Origin of the sequence: Burkholderia sp. AU33545 (assembly GCF_020419685.1) — a bacterium.
Taxonomy (GTDB): domain Bacteria; phylum Pseudomonadota; class Gammaproteobacteria; order Burkholderiales; family Burkholderiaceae; genus Burkholderia; species Burkholderia diffusa.
In genome coordinates, this window is the sequence record NZ_JAIZRQ010000008.1 from 268,854 (window position 1) to 292,359 (window position 23,506).

A 23,506-nucleotide genomic window follows, 5' to 3' on the forward strand; every position below is an offset into this window, starting at 1 on the left:
ATGCATGATGCTCGCGCGCGGGGCCGGCGCGCGGTTCAGCGTGCGATCGCGACCGGCGCGTTGACCTGCACGACCGGGGTATCGCCGTCGAACGGCGGCGCGAACTGGAAGCGGTCGATCACGCCGGTCTCGAACAGCAGGCAGCAGGTCGAGCCGCCGTACTGGAAATAGCCGATCTCGTCGCCCTTCTCGACGCGCTGCCCCGGCACGACTTCGACGATGCAGGACGAGACATCACCCATTCCGACGAACACGGCCGCGACGGTCCCGATCCCGGGATCGTCGCAGTCGATCGCGACGATCGCGCGTGCGGCGACGGCCGTCATGTATCCCTGCGAGTCGTTGAGCCCGGCCGGGTCCGGGCCCTCCGCTTCGGCGACCGAGTAGTAGGTGCCGTCGACCCGGTACGCATGCGTGACGGTGCCGCGTACCGGTGCGTGCCAGCGATGATAGTTGTACGCGCTCAGATACGCCTGGTACAGATCGCCGCCGACGAACCGTTCGGCGAGCGGCAGTCGCGCGGGCGTGAAGATGTCGCGCAGCGAATAAGGCTGGCCCTTGATCCAGAACCTGTCGCGGATCTTCACGTTCGATGCGGTTTGATACGGCGCGGCCTCGCATGCGCTGACGATCACGTGCGCATCGTCCGGTGCCGCGACCGGCCGCGCATCCGCGCGAAAGCGTCGCGTGAAGAAGTCGTTCCACGAGTCGAAGCCCCAGTGCGGCTGGTCCTCGCGATACTGGAACTGCGACAGGCCGAGGCGTTTGCGCGCCTCGTCGCAGAACCAGCCGTCGGGCGGCGACGTGTCGAGATGCGCGCGCGAATGCGGGCCGCCGAGGAAGTCGCACCACACGTTCAGCACCCGCTTCAGATGCGCGTTGACCGCCGCGTCGCGAAACACCGCGTGGCCCGACGGCATGCACATCGGCCAGTCGAGGAACGCGTTCAGCGGGCACACGATCAGGCTCGTTTCACTGAATGGCGGCGTGTAGGTCATCAGGTGATCGATCACCATCATTAGTTCGTCGATCGATGCGTAGCCGAGCGTGCGGCCCGCTTCGCGCGCCTCGTCGATCGCGCGGGTGAGGCTCATGCGCAGCACGGCGTCGTCGTCGAACAGCCGCGCGAGTTCCTGCACGGCCGGTGTGCGCAACTGTTCGCCGGCATGCGCGCGTGCGTCGTTCGCGATTTTTTCGCGGTACGCGGCCATGTGCGATTCCTCTTCGGTCATCCATTCGCCGAGGCGATGGCGCGTGGCGGGCGACGTGCTGGGATCGGTCGGCATGCTCATCTCCGGCAAGAATTGCGATACGAACGCAGGCAGCAATGCGCTTGCCCGGTGCGCGGCATCGAAATTGCTGCATCGGGGCGATGGATGCTTTCGACGACTCAGGAGTGGACACATGAACGCAGCCTCGAATGTGCGAAAGACGAACGATGCGGCGTCGACCGACGAGCGCGGCGGCGATCAACAGCGGACCGTGGCGCCGACCCGCACGCGGGCACGCGTGCGCGCGGCGACGTCACGTAACGCCGGTGACGCTGCACGGCAGGCCGAACGCGGCGGCGGGAACGGGCCGGTGGCGACGAGCGGCGGTCACAAGACCGCCGAGCCGCATTGGGAAGATGACAGCGGCGCGATGCCGCCGGAAGAGTGATCGTGACCTTGAGCGCTTGTTGCTGGCCCGCCAGTCGCTCCCGGCGATAGCAAGCGACGAGCGCAAGCTGGATCGAATCGTCGCCGCGGAAAGAGTCGGGGCCAAGTCGCACTGATTCCTTCGTTTCCATATTTCGAGTAATATCGAACAATGGAAACGAACCAGACCATCGCCGCCCTGTCGGCCCTCGCGCACGAGTCGCGCCTCGCCGTATTCCGCGCGCTCGTGCAGGCCGGCCCGTCGGGCCTGCCTGCGGGGCAAATCGCGACGCTGCTCGACGTGCCGCCGTCGTCGCTGTCGTTTCATCTGAAGGAACTGGCCCACGCGCAGCTCGTCACGAGCCGCCAGGAAGGCCGCTTCGTGTTCTATTGCGCGAACTTCGCGACGATGAACGGGCTGATCGGCTACCTGACCGAGAACTGCTGCGGCGGCAATCCGTGCGCGCCGGTCTCCGCCTGTTCGACCTCCTGCTCCGACCAAACGTAGGCACACGTCCACACACTCGCCGATGACCACCAACGTCCTGATCCTCTGCACCCACAACTCCGCCCGCAGCGTGCTCGCGGAGGGCATGCTCAATCACTGGGCCGCGAAACTCGGCCGCGACGTGCGCGCCTACAGCGCCGGCAGCGCGCCGAGCGGCCGGCTCAATCCGTTCGCGCTCGACGCGCTCACGCGCGCCGGCATCGACGTCACCGGATACCGCAGCAAGAGCTGGGACGAATTCGTCGGCGACGGCGCGCCGCGCATGCGCATCGTCATCACGGTATGCGACAGCGCGGCCGCCGAGGCTTGCCCGTACTGGCCCGGCAGCCCGGTGAAAGTGCACTGGGGCTACGCCGATCCGTCGAATGCCGAGGGCGGCGACGCAGGCAAGCGGCTCGCATTCGAGCTGACGCGCGAGGCGATCGGCTACCGGATGCTGCAACTGCTGGCGTTGCCGCTCGACCGGTTGAGCGACGCCGAGCTCCAGGCGGCGTTGATCGCGATCTCGCGGAACTGAGCGTCCCCACTGGGGCACGCTCGAACCCGTGTGCCGCTTGCGTCTTTCCAGCATCGAATCCTGTCCGATGAATACGTCCAACACCATCCCGCCTTGCAACGCCGCCGCGAAGCCGGCGATCAATTTCTTCGAACGCTACCTGACGGTCTGGGTCGCGCTGTGCATCGTCGCCGGCATCGCGCTCGGCCAGGTGCTGCCCGGCCTGTTCCAGCGCATCGGCCGCATCGAGTATGCGCAAGTGAACCTGCCGGTCGGGCTGCTGATCTGGGTGATGATTATCCCGATGCTCGTGAAGGTCGATTTCGGCGCACTGCATGAAGTGCGACGGCACGTGAGGGGGATCGGCGTCACGCTCGCCGTGAACTGGCTCGTCAAGCCGTTCTCGATGGCCTTCCTCGGCTGGCTGTTCATCCGCCAGCTGTTCGCGCCGATGCTGCCGGCGGACCAGATCGACAGCTACGTCGCCGGCCTGATCCTGCTGGCCGCCGCGCCGTGCACGGCGATGGTGTTCGTGTGGAGCCGGCTCACGGGCGGCGATCCGCTGTTCACGCTGTCGCAGGTCGCGCTGAACGACAGCATCATGGTGATCGCGTTCGCGCCGCTGGTCGGGCTGCTGCTGGGGATGTCCGCGATTACCGTGCCGTGGGCGACCCTGCTCACGTCGGTGCTGCTCTACATCGTGATTCCGGTGATTCTCGCGCAGCTCTGGCGCAAGCGGCTGCTGCGGAGCGGCCAGGCGGCGTTCGATGCCGCGATGGCGAGGATCGGCCCGTGGTCGATCGCCGCGCTGCTCGCGACGCTCGTGCTGCTGTTCGCGTTCCAGGGCGAAGCGATCCTGAAGCAGCCGCTGGTGATCGCGCTGCTCGCGGTGCCGATCCTGATCCAGGTGTTCTTCAACGCGGCGCTCGCGTACTGGCTCAACCGCGCGGTGGGCGAGAAGCACGATGTCGCGTGCCCGTCCGCGCTGATCGGCGCATCCAATTTCTTCGAGCTCGCCGTCGCGGCCGCGATCAGCCTGTTCGGTTTTCACTCCGGCGCGGCGCTCGCGACCGTCGTCGGCGTGCTGATCGAGGTGCCGGTCATGCTGCTGGTGGTGCGCATCGTGAACCGGTCGAAGGGCTGGTACGAGCGCGCTTGAGCAAACCACGGAATCCATCCATGACCGACCGACTGACCGACCTGCCGCAACTCGACCCCGAACTCTTTCGCGTGCCGGACGCAAGCCGCTTGCGGCCGGCTTCGCCGTCCACGCATCCGCCGCGTTTCCTGCTGCTGTACGGTTCGCTGCGCGAGCGTTCGTTCAGCCGCCTGCTCGTCGAGGAGGCCGGGCGCCTGCTCACGGCGATGGGCGCCGAGGTGCGCATGTTCAATCCGAGCGGCCTGCCGTTGCCCGACGATGCGCCGGAGAGTCACCCGAAGGTCGTCGAGCTGCGCGAACTGGTGCAGTGGTCCGAAGGGATGGTGTGGTGCTCGCCGGAACGACACGGCGCGATGACCGGCATCATGAAGTCGCAGATCGACTGGATTCCGCTGTCGATCGGCGCCGTGCGGCCGACCCAGGGCAAGACGCTCGCGGTGATGCAGGTCAGCGGTGGCTCGCAGTCATTCAACGCGGTGAACCAGATGCGCGTGCTCGGGCGCTGGATGCGCATGCTGACGATCCCGAACCAGTCGTCGGTGGCCAAGGCGTTCATGGAATTCGACGAAGCAGGGCGAATGAAGCGTTCGGCCTATTTCGATCGCGTCGTCGACGTGATGGAGGAGCTGGTGAAATTCACGCTGCTGACGCGCGACATCGGTTCGTATCTGGTCGACCGGTACAGCGAGCGGAAGGAGAGCGCGGAGGAATTGTCGAAGCGGGTGAATCAGCGGGCGATCTGAAGGAGCGGCGAGTGCGTCGTCTCGCGAGACACGATCGAGACAGGCAGCGTGTGCGAGCACGATCCACAGCCATCCGGACCGATTCAATTCCGAACGCGTGCCGCGACGAGCACCGCCACCGGCAACGCACCCAGACAGCGCTCGAGCCGAATCACGCCGTCAGGCGCCGCGACTTCGCTTCCATCGCTCAGCCAGTCGATCCACCGCTCGCCGGCACCTTGCGGTACGACCACGGCCGTATCGCCCCATGCCCGGGGTTCCACGCGCGGCAGCGCCGGCGCTTCGCCGAGCAGCCGGCACGCGAGCCGCGTCACCGCGACCACGATCGTCGCCGTTTCGTCGCAGCGCGCGAACGCCACCGCGTGCCGCCCGAGTTTTCCGCGAACGCGCAGCGGCACGTACGCGCCGTCCGCGAACGTCGTTGGCCAGCGCGTGCGCAACGCGAGCATCCGCTCGACGAGCGCGCGCTTCACCCGCGCATCGGGCCAGTCGCGCAGGTACGCGGCGACCGGTTCGTCGACCCGCTCGGCCGCCAGCCTCGCAAACGGCACGTCGCGCCGGTTGTCCGGATCGACGAGCGAGTGATCCCATGACTCGGTACCTTGATACAGATCGGGCACGCCCGGCGACGCCATCCGCAACGCCGCCTGCGCGAGACTGTTGACGACGCCGGCCGGCGCGATCCGCGCGACGAACGCATGCAGTCGATGCGCGAAATCGCGCGTGCCGTGCGGCGTCAGGATCGCGCGGACGAACGCCTCGCAAGCGCGCTCGTAGTCCGCGTTCGGCGCGAGCCAGTCCGTATGCCGTTTCGCCTCGCGCAGCGCCTTCGTCTGCCACTGCACCACGCGCTCCGCGAGCGCCGCGAGTCCGGCCGCATCGTCGGGCGCGAGCCCCGGCGGCCAGCAGCCGACCAGCGTCTGGTACAGCATCGCCTCCGCGGAAGGCCCCGGCGTCCATGCAAGATCGCGATGCGCGCCGCCGCGCCAAGGCTGGTTCAACGCGGACCACTCGAGCGACACCGCGCGCCACCGGTCCGGCACTTCGCTCAGCACCGCAAGCCGCGCGCGCGCATCCTCGCCGCGCTTGTGATCATGCGTCGCCGTCGCGACGAGCGTGTGCGGAACGGTGCGCGCGCGTCGCCGGTTGCGTGCATGGAACGCGCCGCGCGACAGGCTGAACTCGCCGGCATCGGCGCCGACCTCGTTGCGCGACAGCAGCCGTCCGTAGCGATAGTTGGCCGTGTCCTCGACACCCTTCGCGGCGAGCGGCGCGGTGAGTTGCGCGAACGCGACACGCGCCGCGTGCAGCGCCGCGGCATCCGCGCGCGGCACGCGCGTGCCGGGCAGCCCGAGCCAGCCGGCGACGCGATCGAGCGCGTAGCGGTCGGACGGATCGATCGCCGCGCACGCCGCGTCGTACGCGTGCGCCAGCACGCGACGATCGGCGCCGGTCGGCTCGTCGCCGAGGGTCGGGTAGAGCCGGTACACGGGCAGATGCACGGCGAGCTCGCCCAGCACCCGATGGATCGCAATCCGGCTGATGTCGCGCGTCGCGGGCGCGGCACGGGCGACGCGGTGCAACGCCCGCGCGACGCGTTCATGCTCGCCCGCAAGCTGCCGTGTCAGCACGCGCCGCTTGCCGGCCACCGCTTCCTGAGCGAACGAGCGCGCCGAACCCGACACGGCCGCCCAGTGCGCGGCGAGCGGCGCGGCACCAGCCGGGTCGTGCAGCAGCGCGGCGACGTCGTTCATGAAGTCGTAACCGGTCGTGCCGTCGACGCCCCAGTCCTCGCGCAGCGTCTCGCCTGCAGCAAGGATCTTCTCGACGACGACATACGGCCGCTCGTCGCGCTGCGCGGCGAGCCGCGCATGCAGGCGCCGGCAGTACGCACGCGGGTCGGCGAGGCCGTCGACGTGATCGACGCGCAGGCCGTCGATGAAGCCGGCGGCATGAAGTTCCAACGGCAGTGCGTGCACCGCGTCGAACACCGCTTCGTCTTCGACGCGCACGGCTGCGAGCGTCGCGATGTCGAAGAAGCGCCGCCAGTTCAGTTCGTCGGCGGCCGTGCGCCACCATGCGAGGCGGTAATGCTGGCGTTCGAGCAGCCGGTGCAGGCACGCGCGCGAGCGCGCGCGGCGCGGATCGGCGCCGCGCAGGATCGCGTCGAACGCATGCGGGCCATGGGTGGCGGCGTAGTCGCGCAGCGCCGCGTGTGCATCCGCGAGGCGCGCGCTGCCACGTACCGGCGCGCCAGCGAAACGTTCGGCGAGTGCGTTCAGGTCCGCCCGATTGGCGATGCGCAGAATTTCTGCATAAGTTGCGGCGGCGACCGGCAACCTCCTGCCCGGGCAGGCGAGGAAGAAGCATCCGGCTGAAGGATCGGCGCCGAGCATGATGTCGCCGGCCGCGAGCGCGTCGCCGTAGGGTGCGCCGAGGCAGGGCAGCAGCACCTTGCCGTCGAGCGCCGTATCGGGCGGATGCCAGTCGATGTCGAAGTAGTGTGCGTACGGGCTCGCCGGTCCCCATTCGAGCACGTCGTTCCACCAGCCGTTCGACGCGCCGCCGACACCCATGTGGTTCGGCACGATATCGACGATCACGCCGAGGCCGCGCGCACGCAGCGCGTCGATGAGGCGGCGGAAACCGGCTTCGCCGCCGAGTTCGGCGCGGGTCGTGCGATGGTCTACGGTGTCGTAGCCGTGCGTCGAGCCGGGCTCGGCCGTCGTGATCGGCGACAGGTACAGGTGGCTCACGCCGAGCCGCGCGAAATAGTCTGCGTGCGCGGCCGCGTCCTCGAACGTGAAGCCCGCATGCAGTTGCAATCTCAGGGTCGCGCGCGGGATCATGCGTCGTTCTCCGGTACATGGCGTGCGCGCTCGATCGCCGCGATGCGTGTGCGCACGTCAGCGTCGAACAGCGCGTCGACCGTGCGCGGCAATCGGCGCAGCCAGTTCGGGTGGCCGCATGGCGGGCCGGGCAGGTTCGGCTGTTCGGCCAGTGCGAGCAGATCCTCGAGCGGCACGATCGCGAGCGGCGACGGGCTGCGCGCGACGTACGCGAGGACGGCGCCGACCGGCGGCATATCGGCGGGCGGGACCGGATCGCTCGCCGGTGCGCAGCCCGCGTGCTGCAACGCGCGCCACAGCATAGCGCGGTCGGTGGCGCGTTCGGCCCGGGCGGTCGTGAGGTCCGGGGCGGGCGACGGTGTGTTCTGCGCGGAGGGCGCGCCGTGGCTGTCATCCGTGGCCGGCGTATCGTCACGCATGACCGGATTGTTCCGTTCGTCGCGGCCCGAGCCGTGTGCGGCCGCGGCGCGACCGATGTCGTCGCCGGCATTGCGTGCACTCGCGGCTCGCCGCACCTGGTCGCTCCGGTCAGCCGCATGCGTGGCCGCATCGGTATCGGCATCCGCGTCCGGGCCCGCCCCGGCCACGACCCGCCGCCATTCGAGATCGACACCACGCCACCAGCCGGCCACAGTCGGCAGATCATGCGTCGACGTCATCGCGATCGCGTCGCGATCCCACGCCGACGGCGGCCGAAACGCGCGACCGGCGTCACGTTCGAACCACAGCACGCGCATCCCCGCGATACCCTGCGCGCCGAGCCGCTCGCGAAAACCTTCCGGCACCGTGCCGAGATCCTCGCCGATCGCGACCGCGCGATGCCGTGCCGCTTCCAGCGCGACGAGCCGCACGAGATCGTCGAACGGATAGCGCAGGTACGCCCCGTCGCGCGGCGACCGGCCCTCCGGCACGATCCACATCCGCGCGAAGCCGAGCACGTGATCGATGCGGATCCCGCCCGCATGCGCGAAGGCCGCGCGCAGCAGCTCGACGAACGGCGCGAAGCCATTCGCGCGCAACGCGGCGGGCGTCCACGTCGTCACGCCCCATGCCTGGCCGTCTGCATTGAACAGGTCGGGCGGCGCGCCGACCGACACGCCGCGCAGCAGTGTCGTGCCGTGCGCCCACGCATCGCTGCCCGCGCGATCGGAGCCCACCGCGAGATCGGCGATCAGCCCGATCGTCATGCCCGTATCGCGCGCCGCACGCTGTGCGTTGCCGAGCGCGTCCGACGCGCACCATTGCAGGAACGTATGGAACGCGATCGTCTCGGCATGCGCATGGGCGAAGGCGTCGACCTCGGCTGACGCCGGCGTCAGCCACTGCGCGGGCCATTGCCGCCAGTCCGCGCCGATCCCGTGTTCGATGCAGAACGCCTGCAGCGCGTCGAAGCGCGCGTGCGCGTCGAGTGCCGTGCCGCCCGCCGCGCGGAACCGCTCGAACGCGTCGCGCGACGGCTCGCCGTTCGCGCGCCACGCATCGAAACACGCGCGCAACCGGCGCAGCTTCAGCGGCAGCACGTGCGGCCAGTCGATCAGCGGCGCGTCGGCTGTGTTCGGCATGCCAGGCGCCGCGCCGCTCATTCGCCGCACGATATCGGCCCCCGGCACCGCATCGCAGTCGAGATACGCGACGTTGTGCCAACGCCGCGACGACGGTGAATACGGGCTGTCGTGCTCGGGCAGCGCCGGGTACCCGGCATGCGTCGGACTGATTGCGACCGCGTGCGCGCCGTGCCGCGCCGCACGCGTGGCGAGGCCGGCGAGCGCGGTGTAGTCGCCTGCGCCGTCGTCGCCGGTGCGGCGCAGGCTGTAAATCTGAGCCGCGATGCCCCAGCGGCGCCGCGCGTCCGGCGCGTCGTCGCAGGCATCGAACGGCCGTGTACGCGGCGGCGCGATCGCAAGCCGGATCCGCTGCTCGCCGATGTCGAGCGCGTGATAGCCGGGCAGCGCGAGCGGCGGCAGCGTGCTGTATTCGCCCGTGCCGCTCACGCGCCCGTCGACGTGTCCGCCCGTTTCGAGTGAAATCCGGAAGCGTGCGCCGGGCGGTGCGACACCGCGTGGCAGCGTGAGCGGCACGCCGGCGTCGCCGGTCACGACGCGCGGCGTCGCGTCGTGCGCGGCGGCGAGCGCGGCCGCGCTGTCGACCCGCTCGATCGGCGTGCCGCACGGCCAGCCGAGCGCACCGACGAGCGCGATGAGCGCGTCGTCGTCGACTCGCCGGGCGATGCCGCCCGCATCGATCCAGTCGGGTTCCAGCCCGGCCGCACGCGCGAGTTCGGCGATCGGGACGTCGGTCGTCATGGCCGCGTATGCGCGTTCGAGCGGTGGCTCAGCGCATCGTGGTTGACCGCGCCGTCGCGCCACGCGATGCAGGTGCGCGCAGGCAGCCGCTCGTCGGCCAGACGGTCGCGCGCGCGCGGCGGCGTTTCGAACACGATCTTGCCGACCGGCAGCGCCGACAGCACCGCGTCGTGCGAGCCGGGATTGAACGCGATCGTCAGCGTGCTGCCGTCGCCGAGCCGCCAGCGTGCGACGAGCGCCACCTCGGCGCCGTCGTCGTTGCGGGCCAGCAGCTCGACGCCGAGCGCGCGGGCGCCCGGCAGGTGCGGCGTCACGAGCGCCGCGCGCACGGTCAGCGCGCTGCGATAGAAGCGCCGCCACGCGTCGGCGTCGGGCCAGGCGTCCTCACCCGCATGGCCGGGCGACGAGCGCAAGAAGGTGCCGACGTCGTTCGGATCGGGAATCGCGTCGCGATGCGCGGGATCGGCGAACGCGGGAAACGCGGGGAACTCGCGGCGCCGGCCTTCGCGCACGGCGTCGGCGAGTTCGCCGCGATAGTCGGTGAAGAACTGGAACGGCTGCGTGCTGCCGTCTTCCTCGCCCATGAACAGCAGCGGAATCTGCGGCGCGAGCAGCATCAGGGCGGTGGCCGCGCGCACCGCGTCGTCGTTCGCGAGCGCGCGCAGGCGTTCGCCGAACGCGCGGTTGCCGATCTGGTCGTGGTTCTGCAGGAACGTGACGAACGCGGTCGGCGGCAGGTGCGCGCTCGGCTCGCCGCGCGGTGCGCCGCCGTGCAGCGGCGACGGCTCGCCCTGGTACGCGAACCCTTCGCCGAGCGTGCGCGCGAGATGGCGCAGCGGCGCATCGGCGTACGCGCGGTAGTAGCCTTCCCGCTCGCCGGTCAGCAGCACGTGCGCGCTGTTGTGGAAGTCGTCGTTCCACTGCGCGTCGAAGCCGCCGGGCCCGAGCAGACTCGCCGCATTGCGTTCGTTCTCGAGCACCAGATGCACGTGACGCGCGTCGCCCGCGTACGCGCGCACGCGGCGCGCGAGCGCGCGCAGCCACGCGTCGTCGTCGATCGCGTGCGCGGCGTCGATGCGCAGGCCGTCGAAACGGAATTCGTCGAGCCAGTACAGCGCGTTGTCGATGAAGAACGCGCTCGTCTGCGCACGCGAGAAGTCGATTGCGGGCCCCCATGCGGTCTGCCGGTCCGCACGGAAAAATGCTGGTGCATAGCGCGGCAGCAGGTTGCCTTCGGGGCCGAAGTGGTTGTACACGACGTCGAGCAACACCTGCAACCCGAGCCCGTGGGCGGTGTCGACGAGTGCCTTCAGTTCCTCAGGGCGTCCGTACGACGCGTCGGGCGCGAACGGCAGCACGCCGTCGTACCCCCAATTGCGCGCGCCAGGGAACGCGTTGACGGGCATCAGTTCGATCGCGGTCACGCCGAGCGCGGCGATATTCCGCAGGCGCCGCTCGACGTTCGCATAGCCGCCGCACGCGCCGACGTGCAGTTCATACAGCACCGTCTCGTGCCACGGCCGGCCGCGCCACGCATCGTTGAGCCAGCGGTACGCGGCCGGATCGACGACCTGGCTCGGGCCATGCACGCCATCGGGCTGGAAGCGCGACGCGGGATCGGGCACGGCGAGACCGTCGTCGAGCAGGTAGCGGTACAGCGTGCCGGGGCCATACGGCGCGACGACCTCGAACCAGCCGTCGCCCGCGGCCGGCATCGGGATGCGCTGCTCGCCGTGCAGTTCGACGGTGGCCGTGCGGCTCGCGGGTGCCCACAGGCGGAACCGCGTATGCGCCGCGTCGATGCAGGCCGCGCCGAACGACGAGGCGAACGCGTGTGAGACGGGCGGATGGGCGGTACGTGACGTCATGGCGGCTCCTTACGCGGGCGGGGAGGGCGGCACGGCAGCGACGGCGATCACGGCGGCGTGCGCGGCGACGTCGAGGCCGGCCTCGGGCCACGAACGCGGCCCGGCGTCGGGCGTCGCGGTGTCGAGCAGCACGCGGTAGTCGAGCACCGGCGCGGGGAGCCTGAACGTGATGGGGTGCGTCGACGCGTTCAGCATCACGAGCAATGCCTCGGTGCGTCCGGTGCGGCCCGTGCCGACGCGTCGCATCGTTAGCGCGCGACGCTCGCCGTCCTCCCACGCGGGCACGCTCAGCGCGCCGCCGCGCTCGTCGAACCAGTCGATCTCGTGCATGCCGGGCGCGCCGTCGCGGTCGCCCGACGGATAGCGCGGCGCGGACATCACCGGGTACATGCGCCGCAGCGCGGCGAGCCGCGACACGAAACGCGTCATCTGCACGCCTTCGTCGCTGCGTGCAAGGTCCCAGTCGAGCCACGACAGTTCGTTATCCTGGCAATACGCGTTGTTGTTGCCGTGCTGCGTGCGACCGAATTCGTCGCCGGCGACGATCATCGGCGTGCCGAGCGCGGTGAACAGCGTCGCGAGCATCGAGCGCGCGACGCGCGCGCGCAGGTCGCAGATCGACGCATCGTCGGTCGCGCCTTCGACGCCCCAGTTCGCGCTGCAGTTGTCGTCGCGACCGTCGCGGCTGTCCTCGCCGTTTGCCTCGTTGTGCTTGTGCGCATACGAAACGAGATCGGCGAGCGTGAAGCCGTCGTGCGCGGTGACGAAGTTCACCGATGCCCACGTATGGCGCCGTTGATGATTGAACAGGTCGGCCGAGCCCGCGAGGCGCGCGGCGAGTTCGGGGCGTTGCCCTGCGTCGCCGCGCCAGAAGCGCCGCACGGTGTCGCGAAAGCGGTCGTTCCATTCGGCGAAACCGGGCGGGTGGCGGCCGAGCTGATAGCCGCCGGGCCCGAGGTCCCACGGCTCGGTGATCAGCTTGCGCTGCGCGAGCACCGGGTCCTGCCGCAACGCGTCGAAAAACCCCGCGCCAGGCTCGAAGCCGTGATCCTCGCGGCCGAGCGTCACGCCGAGATCGAAACGGAAGCCGTCGATATTGAACGCGGTGGCCCAGTAGCGCAGCGAGTCCATCACCATCTGCACGACGCGCGGATGCGACATGTTCAAGGTATTGCCGCAGCCGGTCTCGTCGACGTGGTAACGCGGGTCGCCGGGCCGCAGCCGGTAGTAGCTGGCATTGTCGAGGCCGCGCCACGACAGCGTCGGGCCGAGTTCGTTGCCTTCGCAAGTATGGTTGTAGACGACGTCGAGCACGACCTCGATGCCGGCCGCGTGCAGCTGCCGGATCGCGATGCGCATTTCGTCGAGCCGTCGCGTCGACAGATACGACGGCTCCGGCGCGAAGAACGCGGCCGTGTCGTAGCCCCAGTAGTTGCGCAGTCCGCGATTCACGAGCGCGCGCTGCTGCAGGAACGCGTGCACGGGCAGCAGCTCGACGGTCGTCACGCCGATCGACAGCAGATGATCGACGAATGCCGGATGCGCGAGCGACGCGAAGGTGCCGCGTTCCGGCGCGCGCAGTCCGGCGCGGCGCATCGACGCGCCGCGCACGTGGGCTTCGTAGATCACGGTGCTGCGCCACGGCACGTTCGGGCGCTGGTCGGTGCGCCAGTCGAACGCCTCGTCGACGACCACGGCCTTCGGCATCGCGGGCGCCGAGTCGCGGCGGTCCATCGACAGGTCCGCGCGGTTCGAATGCACGCGATAGCCGAACAGCGCGTCGGACCAGCGGAAATGACCGACCAGTTTGCGCGCGTACGGGTCGAGCAGCAGCTTGGTCGGATTGAAGCGGTGGCCATGCTGCGGCTGGTACGGGCCGTCCGCGCGAAAGCCGTACACGGTGCCCGGATGCGCGTTCGGCAGGTACCCGTGCCACACCTCGTCGGTGCACTCGGGCAGGTCGAGCCGTGCGAGTTCCTTGCGGCCGGTCGGATCGAACACGCACAGCTGGATGCGCTGCGCGTGCGCGGAAAACACCGCGAAGTTGGTGCCGAGACCGTCCCAGGTCGCACCGAGCGGATAGGCGCGGCCGGGATCGAGTCGGGATGGCAGGGCGGTCGGCATGGGGCGGGTCTCCGTGTCGAGGTCGCCGGGTGTCAGGCAGGGCTCAGCCATACGGTCGCGAGCGGCGGCAGGCGCAACGTGGCCGACCACGATTCGCCGTGCGCGGGCACGGCTTCCGCCCACACGGCGCCGTCGTTGCCGGCATTGGTGCCGCCGTACACGGCCGCATCGGTGTTCATCAGCTCGCGCCACTGGCCGGGCGCGGGCAGCCCGATGCGATAGCCGGCGCGTGGCACCGGCGTGAAGTTACTGATCGCGACGACGAGGCGTCCGACATCGTCGCGGCGCGCGAACGCGAACACGCTGTTGTCGCGATCGTCGCCGATCAGCCACGCGAAGCCTTCTGCGTGGCAGTCGAGCGCATGCAGCGCCGGTTCGGCCGCGTACACGCGGTTCAGGTCGCGCACGAGCCGTTGCACGCCGCGATGCGCGGGCGCGTCGAGCAGGTCCCAGTGCGGCGTCGCGTCGTGCGCGAACTCGGCCCATTGCGCGAATTCGCTGCCCATGAACAGCAGCTTCTTGCCGGGATGCGCCCACATGAAGCCGAAGTAAGCGCGCAGCGTCGCGAGCCGCTGCCACGCGTCGCCGGGCATCTTCGTGGCGAGCGAGCCCTTGCCGTGCACGACCTCGTCGTGCGACAGCGGCAGCACGAAGCGTTCGGAGAACGCATAGACGAGCCCGAACGTCATCCGGTCGTGGTGATAGCGGCGATGGACCGGATCCTCGCGCAGATACGCGAGCGTGTCGTGCATCCAGCCCATGTTCCACTTGAAGTCGAAGCCGAGCCCGCCGTCGCCGGTCGACGCGGTGACGCCCGGCCACGCCGTCGATTCCTCCGCGAAGGTGACGACGCCCTGCGGCGCGAGCGCACCGTGCAGCGTGTCGTTCAGCGTGCGCAGGAACGCGACCGATTCGAGATTCTCGCGCCCGCCGTGGACATTCGGCACCCACTCGCCTTCCTTGCGCGAATAGTCGCGGTACAGCATCGACGCGACCGCGTCGACGCGGATCCCGTCGACGTGATAGCGCCGTGCCCATGCGAGCGCCGACGCGACGAGGAACGCGCCGACCTCGTTGCGCCCGAGGTTGAACACGCAGGTGTTCCAGTCGGGATGCATGCCTTCGCGCGGGTCGGCGTGCTCGTACAGCGCGCTGCCGTCGAATTGCGCGAGACCGTGCGGGTCGTTGGGGAAGTGCGCGGGCACCCAGTCGACGATCACGCCGATGCCGGCCGCATGCGCGCGATCGACGAAGCGCGCGAAACCGTCGACCGGCCCGAAGCGCGCGGACGGCGCGAACTGCGCGAGCGGCTGGTAGCCCCACGAGCCGCCGAACGGATACTCGGAAATCGGCATGAATTCGACGTGCGTGAAGCCCATGCCGTGCACGTACGGGATCAGCCGCTCGGCGAGCTCGTCCCAGGTCGCGCTACGGTCCATTTCCTCGGGCACGCGCTGCCATGACTCCGCATGCACCTCGTAGATCGACCATGGGATGCGGAAGCGGCGGTCCGCGTGCGGCCGTGCGCGCAGCCAGTCGTCGTCGTGCCACGCGAACGCGTCGAGCGCCGCCGTGTCGGCGACGACGGACGCGGTGCGCGGCGGTGCCTCGGTCGCTCGCGCGCACGGGTCGGCCTTGTGCGGCAGCACGCGCCCGTCGCTCGCGCGCAGCTCGTACTTGTAGTGCTCGCCTGCGCCGATGCCTGGCACGAACAGCTCCCACACGCCCCACGGCCGCCGTAGCCGCATCGGATGACGACGGCCGTCCCAGACGTTGAAGTCGCCGACCACCGACACGCGCTGCGCGTTCGGCGCCCACACCGCGAAGCGCACGCCGTCGACGCCGTCGATGCGCGCGGGCGTCGCGCCGAGGCAGTCGAGCACGGCGGCCGGGTCGCCGGCCGCGAAACGCGCGAGCGCCGCGTCGTCGAGCAGCATGCCGAACGCATAGGCGTCGTCGGTCACCTGGCGCGTGTCGGGCCAGTCGATCGCGAGCCTGTAGTGGCCGTCGTGCGCGAGCGTCCCCGCGAAACAGCCGGCGTCGTTCACGCACGCGAGCGTGCCGAGCTCGTCGCCGTCGGGCGTCACCGCGCGCACGCGCCGCGCGCCGGGCAGCAGTGCGCGCACGACGATCCGCCCGGCATCCCCGTGCGGGCCGAGGCACGCAAACGGGTCTGGATGGCGGCCGGCGAGCAGTGCATCGATATCGCGACGGTCGAACAGCGTGTCGGTCATTGGGCGCCTCCGTTGTCGGGTGTGCCGTGCGCGTCGAGCAGGCGTTCGACGAGCGCGGCGAGCCCGCCGACCGGCACGCCGAGCCAGTCGGGGCGGTTCGCGGCCTCGTAGCACAGCTCGTACGACGCCTTGTCGATCAGGAACAGCGCGAGCAGGCGATCGGCGTAGCGCGGGTCGACGAAGCGTTCGGGCGCCTCGTCGGCGGCCGCGCGATAGCATTCGACGAAGCGGTCGGCGGCGGCCTGCCCGAAGCGGTCGAACAGCGCACGCTTGCGGCCGGCCGCCTGCGGCGGCGCCTTCTCGATCGCGAATTGCGCGGTCGCGCTCACGTACGACAGCGAGCGCAGGAAGCCGGCCACGTCGCGCAGCGGATGCGACTTCGCGCGGCGCCGCGCGAGCGGACGCGCGGGCTCGCCCTCGAAGTCGATCAGCAGCGCGTCGCCCTGCACGTCGAGCACCTGGCCGAGATGGAAATCGCCGTGAATCCGCGTGCATTGCGCGTCGAGCGTGCGCGGCACCAGTTCGCCAAGCGCCTGCACGGCCGCGTCGCGCGACGCGAGCAGCGTGTCGGCGGCGGCGCGCATGGCCGGATCGAGCGCATCGAGCCGCGTGGCCAGCACGTCGAGCGCGTGCCTGAACGACGTGATCGCGTCGAAACACCAGCCGTCGACGTGCTCGGGCGTCGCGCGCTCCGGCGTGAACGCCGGGTCGTCGCACGGCTGCGCCAGCGCGACGTGCAGCTGGCCGAGCCGCGTGCCGACGATGCCCGCGAACGCCGCGTAGCCGAGCAGCGCATCCGGTTCCTCGTCGGGCTCGGCCGCTTCGCCGTCGGCGACGGCGGGCAGCGCGAGCTCGTCGACCGCGCGTTTCAGGAAGTCGAACGAACGCGTCCACGCGTCGCCCTGGTTGTCGACGTAGCGCTGCAGGATCGCGACCGTATGCGGCGAGCCGTCCGGATCGACGTGCACGACCTCGCCGGCGAGCGTCGCGGTGTTCGCGTAGCCGATCCGCGTCAGGTGGCGGCTCATCTCCGCTTCCGGATGGATGCCGTGCGCGACCTTGCGCACCAGCTTCAGCACGATCTCGTCGCCGATCACGAGCGAGCTGTTGCTCTGCTCGGCCGCGAGCCAGCGCACGTCGGCGTCGTCGCCGGGGTCGAGCGCGGCAAGCGCATGTTCGGGCAGGAAGTCGAGGCGGCCGCCGTCGGACGTCGGCACCGTCGCGCCGTCGCGCAGCTTGCGCAGCATCCCGCGCGCGAACGCGGGCAGCGCGAACGCGTCGGTCAGGTAGCCGACCGTGTGGCCGCGCCGCACGCGCGCGAGCGCGAGCTGGGCGAACAGCGGATGCGACGTCTCGCCGCCCCATGCGGCAGCCAGCGGCACGACGTAGCGTTCGACGCCGCCATCGCTCGCGGACACCCAGGCCTCCGCGTACTGGAACGGCTCGTCCGGTATCGGCGTGACGACATTCAGCCACGCATTGCCGATCTTGCGGTCCTTCGACGCGAACCAGCGCCGCCGCGTGAGCCACGACGCGAGCGCATCGTGCGCGAGCGTATGCAGCTGCCCGACGTCGGGCCGCACGTCGCCGCGCCGCATCACGATCGTCACGTACTCGGGCAGCGGCTCCGCGTGCGGCTGCCGCCACGACGGCTCGCGGCCGTGCTCGGACAGCACGAACCATAGAAACCCGTACGGCGGAAAGGTGAGCAGGTAAGTGAGCTGCCCGATCGGCGGAAACGCCGAGTCCGACGTCATCTCGATCGGCACGCGGCCCGCGAATTCGGAGAGGTCGAGTTCGACCGCCTGCGACGAGCGCGACAGGTTCGCGACGCACAGCACCGTCTCGTGGCCTTCGAGTTCGCGCAGGTACGCGAGCACCTTGCGGTTCTCCGGGCGCAGGAAGCGGATCGTGCCGCGCCCGAACGACTGCGTCGCGCGACGCGTCGACAGGATGCGGCGCATCCAGTTCAGCAGCGAATGCGGGTCGCGCGTCTGCGCCTCGACGTTGACCGCGTCATAGCCGTACAGCGAGCCCATCACGGGCGGCAGCACCAGCAGTTCCGGGTCCGCGCGAGAGAAGCCGCCGTTGCGGTCCGACGACCATTGCATCGGCGTACGCACGCCGTCGCGGTCGCCGAGGTGGATGTTGTCGCCCATCCCGAGTTCGTCGCCGTAGTAGATGACCGGCGTGCCGGGCATCGACAGCAGCAGCGAGTTGATCAGCTCGATGCGGCGCCGGTCGCGCTCCATCAGCGGTGCGAGGCGGCGCCGGATGCCGAGGTTGAGCCGCGCGCGCCGGTCGGACGCATAGGTCTGCCACAGCAGGTCGCGCTCCGAGTCGGTCACCATCTCGAGCGTCAGCTCGTCGTGATTGCGCAGGAACACGGCCCACTGGTTGCTCGGCGCGAGCGCCGGCGTCTGCCGCATGATGTCGACGATCGGGAAGCGGTCCTCGCTCGCGATCGACATGTAGATGCGCGGCATCAGCGGGAAGTGGAATGCCATGTGGCATTCATCCTCGTGGCCGAAGTATTCCTGCACGTCTTCCGGCCACTGGTTCGCTTCCGCGAGCAACATCCGGTTCGGATACTCGGCGTCGATCGTCGCGCGAATGCGTTTCAGGATCGCATGCGTCTCCGGCAGGTTCTCGTTGTTGGTGCCTTCGCGCTCGACCAGGTACGGGACCGCGTCGAGCCGCAGTCCGTCGATGCCGAGATCGAGCCAGAAGCGCATTACCTGGAGCACCTCGCGCACGACGGCCGGATTGTCGAAGTTCAGGTCCGGCTGGTGCGAGTAGAAGCGGTGCCAGTAGTACTGGCCTGCAATCGGGTCGTGCGTCCAGTTCGACGTTTCGGTATCGAGGAAGATGATCCGCGTGCCGGTGTATTTCGTGTCGGTATCGGACCACACGTAGTAGTCGCGATGTATCGAGCCGGGCTTCGCGCGCCGCGCGCGCTGGAACCACGGATGCTGGTCCGATGTGTGGTTGATCACCAGTTCGGTGATCACGCGGATCCCGCGCGCGTGCGCTTCGCGGATGAAGCGCCGCACGTCGGCGAGCGTGCCGTAGTCGGGATGCACGTCGCGGTAATCGGCGATGTCGTAGCCGTCGTCGCGGCGCGGCGACGGGTAGAACGGCAGCAGCCAGATCGTGTCGACGCCGAGCTCGGCGATGTAGTCGAGCTTCATGATCAGGCCGGGGAAGTCGCCGATCCCGTCGTTGTTCGAGTCGTAGAACGACTTCACGTGCACCTGGTAGATGATCGCGTCCTTGTACCACAGCGGATCGTCCGCGCAGAGCGCGGGCGCGCGGCGCCTCGACCGGCGCCGGCGCGGCGTGCCGGCCGGTGCGAGCGAGGGGAACTGCGCGCGGCGCACGTCGTCGAGGGAGTCTTCGCGTTTCATCATGCGTGTGCTCCGGAAGGGTGTCGGGCGTCGCCCGGCTCGGGCGCCGCCGCTCGCGCGGCGCCGGCAGACGGCGCGAGCCGCCAGATCGCATACGGCCGCACGTGCGGGTCGAGCGATACGTACTGGCGATGCCCGCGCCACGTTTCGGCATGCGCGGCGTCCTGTTCGAACGCGTCGAGCGGTTCGCCGTCGACGAGCCCGAAGCCCCGCCACAGCGACGCGTCGAGCGTGAAGTTCGCGGCCTGCGGGTGCCACGGGTCGAGGCTGATCGCGACCGCGACGACGCTGTCGTGCGCGGGCGTCGCCTTCACGAACACGAGGACCTGGTCGTTGTCCGCGTCGGCGAACGTGAGGCCAAGGTGAGTTTGCAGCGCCGGATGCTCGCGCCGCGCGCGGTTCAGCCGCGCGACTTCGGCGCCGATGTGCGCGGCCTTGTTCCAGTCGCGCGCGCGCAGCTCGTATTTCTCCGCATCCGCGTATTCCTCGCTGTCGGGCAGCGGCGCCGATTCGCCGATCTCGAAGCCCGAATACAGGCCCCACGAGCCGGCGAGCGTCGCCGCGAGCGCCGCGCGGATCACGAACTGCGAGCGCGGCGCATTCTGCAGGTGGCGCGGATTGATGTCGGGCGTGTTCACGAAGAAGTTCGGCCGGAAAAACTCGCGCGGCGGGCCGGCCGTCAGCTCGGTCAGGTAATCGATGAACTCGCGCTTCGTCTCGCGCCACGTGAAATACGTGTACGACTGCGAGAAGCCGACCTTCGCGAGCCGGTACATCATGCCCGGCCGCGTGAACGCCTCCGACAGGAACACGACGTCCGGATGCTTGCCGCGCACGTCGGCGATCATCCACGCCCAGAACGGAAGCGGCTTCGTGTGCGGATTGTCGACGCGGAAAATCCGCACGCCCGCGTCGACCCAGAACAGCACCGCGTCGCGCAACGCGACCCACAAGTCGGGCAGCGCGTCCGGCGCGTAGAAGTCGGGATTCACGATGTCCTGGTAGCGCTTCGGCGGATTTTCCGCGAAGCGCAGCGAGCCGTCGGGCCGCCATGCGAACCAGCCCGGGTGCGCGGCGAGCCACGGATGGTCGGGCGAGCACTGGATCGCGAAGTCCAGCGCGATCTCGAGCCCTTGCGCGCGCGCCGCCTCGACCAGCGTCCGGAACGACGCGAGCGTGCCGAGCTGCGGATGCACGGCCGTGTGGCCGCCGTCGTGCGAGCCGATCGCGTACGGGCTGCCGACGTCGTCCGGGCCGGCCTTCAGCGTGTTGTTGCGGCCCTTGCGCGCGGTCGTGCCGATCGGGTGGATCGGCGGGAAATACAGCACGTCGAAACCCATGTCACGGATGCGCGGCAACTGCGCGATCACGTCGTCGAACGTGCCGTGCCGGTGCGCATCGTTGCTCGCCGAGCGCGGGAACATTTCGTACCAGCTCGAGAAGCGCGCGGCGCGGCGCTCGACGTCGACCGGATAAACCGTTTCGTCATGGGTGACGAACGGCCGGTAGCGCAGCGCCGCGAAGGCATCGGCGAGCGCGGGCGCGCCGATCAGCGCGAGGCGTTCGTCGGGCGACGCGTCCTTGAAGTCGGCGCTCAGCCGTTCCATCTGCCCGATCGCGCGCGGATCGGCCGGGTCGGCCTGCTTCAGCGCGGTCGCGAGCAGCAGTTGCGCTTCGCGCACCTCCAGCGTCACGTCCTGGCCGGCCGCACGCTTCTTCGCGATGTCGGTGACGAGCGATGCCCAGTCGTCGCGCCATGCGATCACGCGGAACGCGTGGCGGCCGAGCCGGTCGAGCGAGATGCGCGCGTGCCAGCGATCGTTCGGCTCGGCGACGAACGGCACTTCGCGCCAGTCGTCCTCGTCGTCCGCGCTCCATTGCAATGCTGCCGCGAGATGCGCATGCCCGTCCGAGAAAATAGATGCGTGCACAACCAGCGTTTCGCCGATCACGCGCTTAATCGCGAAGCGGCCGCCGTCCACGGCCGGCTCGACGCGTTCGATCGCGATCCGGTCGGCCGCGAGCGCGGCGGACAGCGCGGTGCGCTCGCTCGCGGCGTCGGCGCGCGGGATCGCCGGCGGCGCGCGCCAGGTTTCGCGCAGCGCATAGCCGCCGGGTTCGAGCGTGAACGCTTCCAGCGCGACCGGCGCGTGCTTGCGCGCGCCGTCCGGCGTCGCGATATGGGTGAAGCAGCCCGGCACGCCAGGCAGGATCGTGGCGGGATCGACCAGCGCTTCGGCATCGAGATCGGGATTCAGCGCGATCAGCAGTGCCGTGTCGTCGTGCTCGAGCGACGGGCCCGTGCCGCGCAACAGCGCGGTCGCGGCTGCGCCGGGCGCGCTCAGTTGCGCGATTTCGCCGCGCTGGGCCGCGAGCGGCGTCGCGCGGCGCCATGCATTCGCGTCGGCGATCGCGCCGGACAGGTCGAAGCGCGCGCCGTCGAACGCGGCGCGATAGCGCGTGGCATCCGCATCGCGTGCCATCAGCGGCAGCGTGACGCCGCGTTCGAAGCCCATCGGCACGAGCCAGCCTGTGCCGACCGCCGCCGCGGTCCACAACGCGCGGTGATACGCCCGGGCGACCGTCTCGTCCGGCGCGTCGCGCCAGTCGTCGGCGAGACGCGGACCGTCGTAGGCGTCGGGAAACGCGATCGGCGAGCCGATGCGCCGCAACAGACGGTGTTCGTCCGCGAACCACGGCGAACGTAGATCCCACCAGCGTACCGACGAGAACACCGCGTCGAAGCCGGCCGGCTCGAATTGCGCGAGCGCGTCGCGCGCATGGCCGGGTACGCCGGCCAGCACCGTGACGTCCGGGCGCGCGCGCCGCAGCGCCGCGCGCCAGCCGGGCCACCACGCGGCCGGCAGATGATGCGGCGCGTCGATCAGGAAGCCGGCCGCGCCGGCGTCCGCGAACGCAGCGAGATGCGCGCACCACCACGCGGCGAGTGCGTCGTGTGTCGAATCCTCGCCGACCTGTGCATGCGCGACGTCGAGTTCATGCGCGGCGCGGCGCGGATCGATCAGCGCGTCGTCGTGCGAGCGCTCGACGTACCAGTCCGGATGCTCGACGCGCAGCGGATTGTCGCGCGCGATGCGATCGGGCACGACTTCGAGCATCACGCGCAGCCCGTGGCCGTGCGCGAGCTGCGCGAGCCGCGAGAACGTCTCGAGCGCGCCGGCGCGCGTCGCGAACGTCGCGGCCGGCCGATGGAAGTCGGCGACGTGACGCGGAAAACCCGCGACGCTGGCGGCCCAGAAGCCGCCGATCAGCACGTGATCGAAGCCCATGCCCGCGATGTGTGCGAACGTGTCTGGCCACGCGTCGAGCGGACCGACGAGGCGGGCATCGCAGAAGTAGAGGTGTGGGGCGAAGGGGGGCGTGACGTTCATGGAATGGCGTGGGCGGGCGGCGGCGAACGGTAACGGCCGTGCGCCGCAACCCGCGTGCCTGCGGCGCTGCGCCCCGCGCGGCAACGTGCGTACGGGATGCCGCGTACTGAACCTCTGTCGTTTTTACATAAACGCTGTACGGTCGTTGCATCGTGCGCGGAGCGGGGCGCGTCCGGCGTCGTCACATGCGCGGAATCGAGCGGATGTCCGAACTGTCGCCGGCGGCCGGATCGTCGTCCGCTTCGGGAAGCGGCGCTCCGGGGTCGTAACGCACCGGCGCGCCGCGCTCGATCCGGTGCGCGAACGCCGGCGGGGTATCGACGTCGTCGCCGAAGCGCGCCCGCACGAACGCGCGCAGCAGCGCGGTGCGCGGGTCGGTCGCGCGCGCCGCGCAGGTCGATGGACCGTCGATGAAGCATGCGTCGCATTCGACGCCGTCGCCGCGCCGCGCGATCCGCAGGTCGCCGACGCGATCGAGCACCGCTCCCGCGTCGGCCCACGACGCCGACGGCGCGAAATGTGCATCGAGGCGCCGCAATGCATCGCACGCGGCGGTCACGATCAGTTGCGGCTCGACGGCCGTGAAGCACAGCGTGTCTTCGTCGTCCGCGCACAACGCGCGCGCGCACCAATAGTCGAGGGCCGTTCCGGCGAGTTCGTCGGTTCGCATGGGCAAGCTCCTTCAGGGTTTGTCAGCGCGGTGGGACGCGTGCGCAAGCTGCGTGCCGGGCTGCCGGATAGCGGGCACGGCGTGTGCTCACGGGGCCGACGGCGCGCGCGGCGATC

14 protein-coding genes are annotated in these 23,506 nt (G+C 70.1%); 5 read left to right on the top strand and 9 right to left on the bottom strand.

Annotation, left to right across the window (positions count from 1 at the left end; genetic code table 11):
• Positions 1-35: 35 nt before the first annotated feature.
• Positions 36-1,286 carry a phosphatidylserine decarboxylase family protein gene (locus LGM71_RS26370; RefSeq protein ID WP_226117380.1) on the bottom strand — a complete coding sequence of 417 codons (1,251 nt, stop codon included), beginning with the start codon at positions 1,284-1,286 and terminating at the stop codon, positions 36-38.
• Here LGM71_RS26370 and LGM71_RS26375 point away from each other — a divergent pair.
• The 5 genes from LGM71_RS26375 to arsH all read left to right on the top strand — a co-directional run bounded on the left by LGM71_RS26375 (position 1,285) and on the right by arsH (position 4,543).
• Positions 1,285-1,659, top strand: a complete 375-nt coding sequence (locus tag LGM71_RS26375) for a hypothetical protein (RefSeq protein ID WP_226117381.1) — start codon at positions 1,285-1,287, stop codon at positions 1,657-1,659. The genes LGM71_RS26370 and LGM71_RS26375 overlap by 2 nt on opposite strands.
• Positions 1,660-1,809: 150 nt before the next feature.
• Positions 1,810-2,145: an ArsR/SmtB family transcription factor gene (locus LGM71_RS26380; RefSeq protein WP_059602419.1), complete on the top strand. Its 336-nt coding sequence runs from the start codon at positions 1,810-1,812 to the stop codon at positions 2,143-2,145.
• A gap of 22 nt (positions 2,146-2,167) precedes the next feature.
• Positions 2,168-2,662: an arsenate reductase ArsC gene (locus LGM71_RS26385; protein WP_059602423.1), complete on the top strand. Its 495-nt coding sequence runs from the start codon at positions 2,168-2,170 to the stop codon at positions 2,660-2,662.
• A 67-nt stretch (positions 2,663-2,729) separates the two neighbouring features.
• Positions 2,730-3,800, top strand: a complete 1,071-nt coding sequence (gene arsB, locus LGM71_RS26390) for an ACR3 family arsenite efflux transporter (RefSeq protein ID WP_226117382.1) — start codon at positions 2,730-2,732, stop codon at positions 3,798-3,800.
• 20 nt (positions 3,801-3,820) lie between these two features.
• Positions 3,821-4,543 carry an arsenical resistance protein ArsH gene (gene arsH / locus LGM71_RS26395; protein ID WP_124901583.1) on the top strand — a complete coding sequence of 241 codons (723 nt, stop codon included), beginning with the start codon at positions 3,821-3,823 and terminating at the stop codon, positions 4,541-4,543.
• 83 nt (positions 4,544-4,626) lie between these two features.
• Here the strand turns inward: arsH and treY are convergent, their stop codons facing one another.
• From treY to LGM71_RS26435, 8 genes are all read right to left on the bottom strand, one after another.
• Positions 4,627-7,392, bottom strand: coding sequence for a malto-oligosyltrehalose synthase (treY, locus tag LGM71_RS26400; protein ID WP_226117383.1), 2,766 nt, complete (start codon positions 7,390-7,392; stop codon positions 4,627-4,629).
• Positions 7,389-9,695 (bottom strand): 4-alpha-glucanotransferase, encoded by a 2,307-nt coding sequence (malQ, locus tag LGM71_RS26405; protein WP_226117384.1) that lies wholly within the window; start codon positions 9,693-9,695, stop codon positions 7,389-7,391. The genes treY and malQ overlap by 4 nt, the downstream gene beginning before the upstream one ends.
• Positions 9,692-11,563: a malto-oligosyltrehalose trehalohydrolase gene (gene treZ, locus LGM71_RS26410; protein WP_226117385.1), complete on the bottom strand. Its 1,872-nt coding sequence runs from the start codon at positions 11,561-11,563 to the stop codon at positions 9,692-9,694. Before treZ ends, malQ begins: the two co-directional genes overlap by 4 nt.
• A 9-nt stretch (positions 11,564-11,572) precedes the next feature.
• Positions 11,573-13,687: a glycogen debranching protein GlgX gene (gene glgX, locus LGM71_RS26415; protein ID WP_124901587.1), complete on the bottom strand. Its 2,115-nt coding sequence runs from the start codon at positions 13,685-13,687 to the stop codon at positions 11,573-11,575.
• 32 nt (positions 13,688-13,719) lie between these two features.
• Complete coding sequence (gene glgB, locus LGM71_RS26420; protein ID WP_226117386.1) at positions 13,720-15,921, bottom strand: 1,4-alpha-glucan branching protein GlgB; 2,202 nt, start codon at positions 15,919-15,921, stop codon at positions 13,720-13,722.
• Complete coding sequence (gene treS / locus LGM71_RS26425; protein WP_124901666.1) at positions 15,918-19,328, bottom strand: maltose alpha-D-glucosyltransferase; 3,411 nt, start codon at positions 19,326-19,328, stop codon at positions 15,918-15,920. Before treS ends, glgB begins: the two co-directional genes overlap by 4 nt.
• Positions 19,328-22,720, bottom strand: a complete 3,393-nt coding sequence (locus tag LGM71_RS26430) for an alpha-1,4-glucan--maltose-1-phosphate maltosyltransferase (RefSeq protein ID WP_226117388.1) — start codon at positions 22,718-22,720, stop codon at positions 19,328-19,330. The genes treS and LGM71_RS26430 overlap by 1 nt, the downstream gene beginning before the upstream one ends.
• Positions 22,721-22,901: 181 nt before the next feature.
• Positions 22,902-23,390, bottom strand: a complete 489-nt coding sequence (locus LGM71_RS26435; protein WP_059602449.1) for a phage protein NinX family protein — start codon at positions 23,388-23,390, stop codon at positions 22,902-22,904.
• Positions 23,391-23,506: the final 116 nt, after the last annotated feature.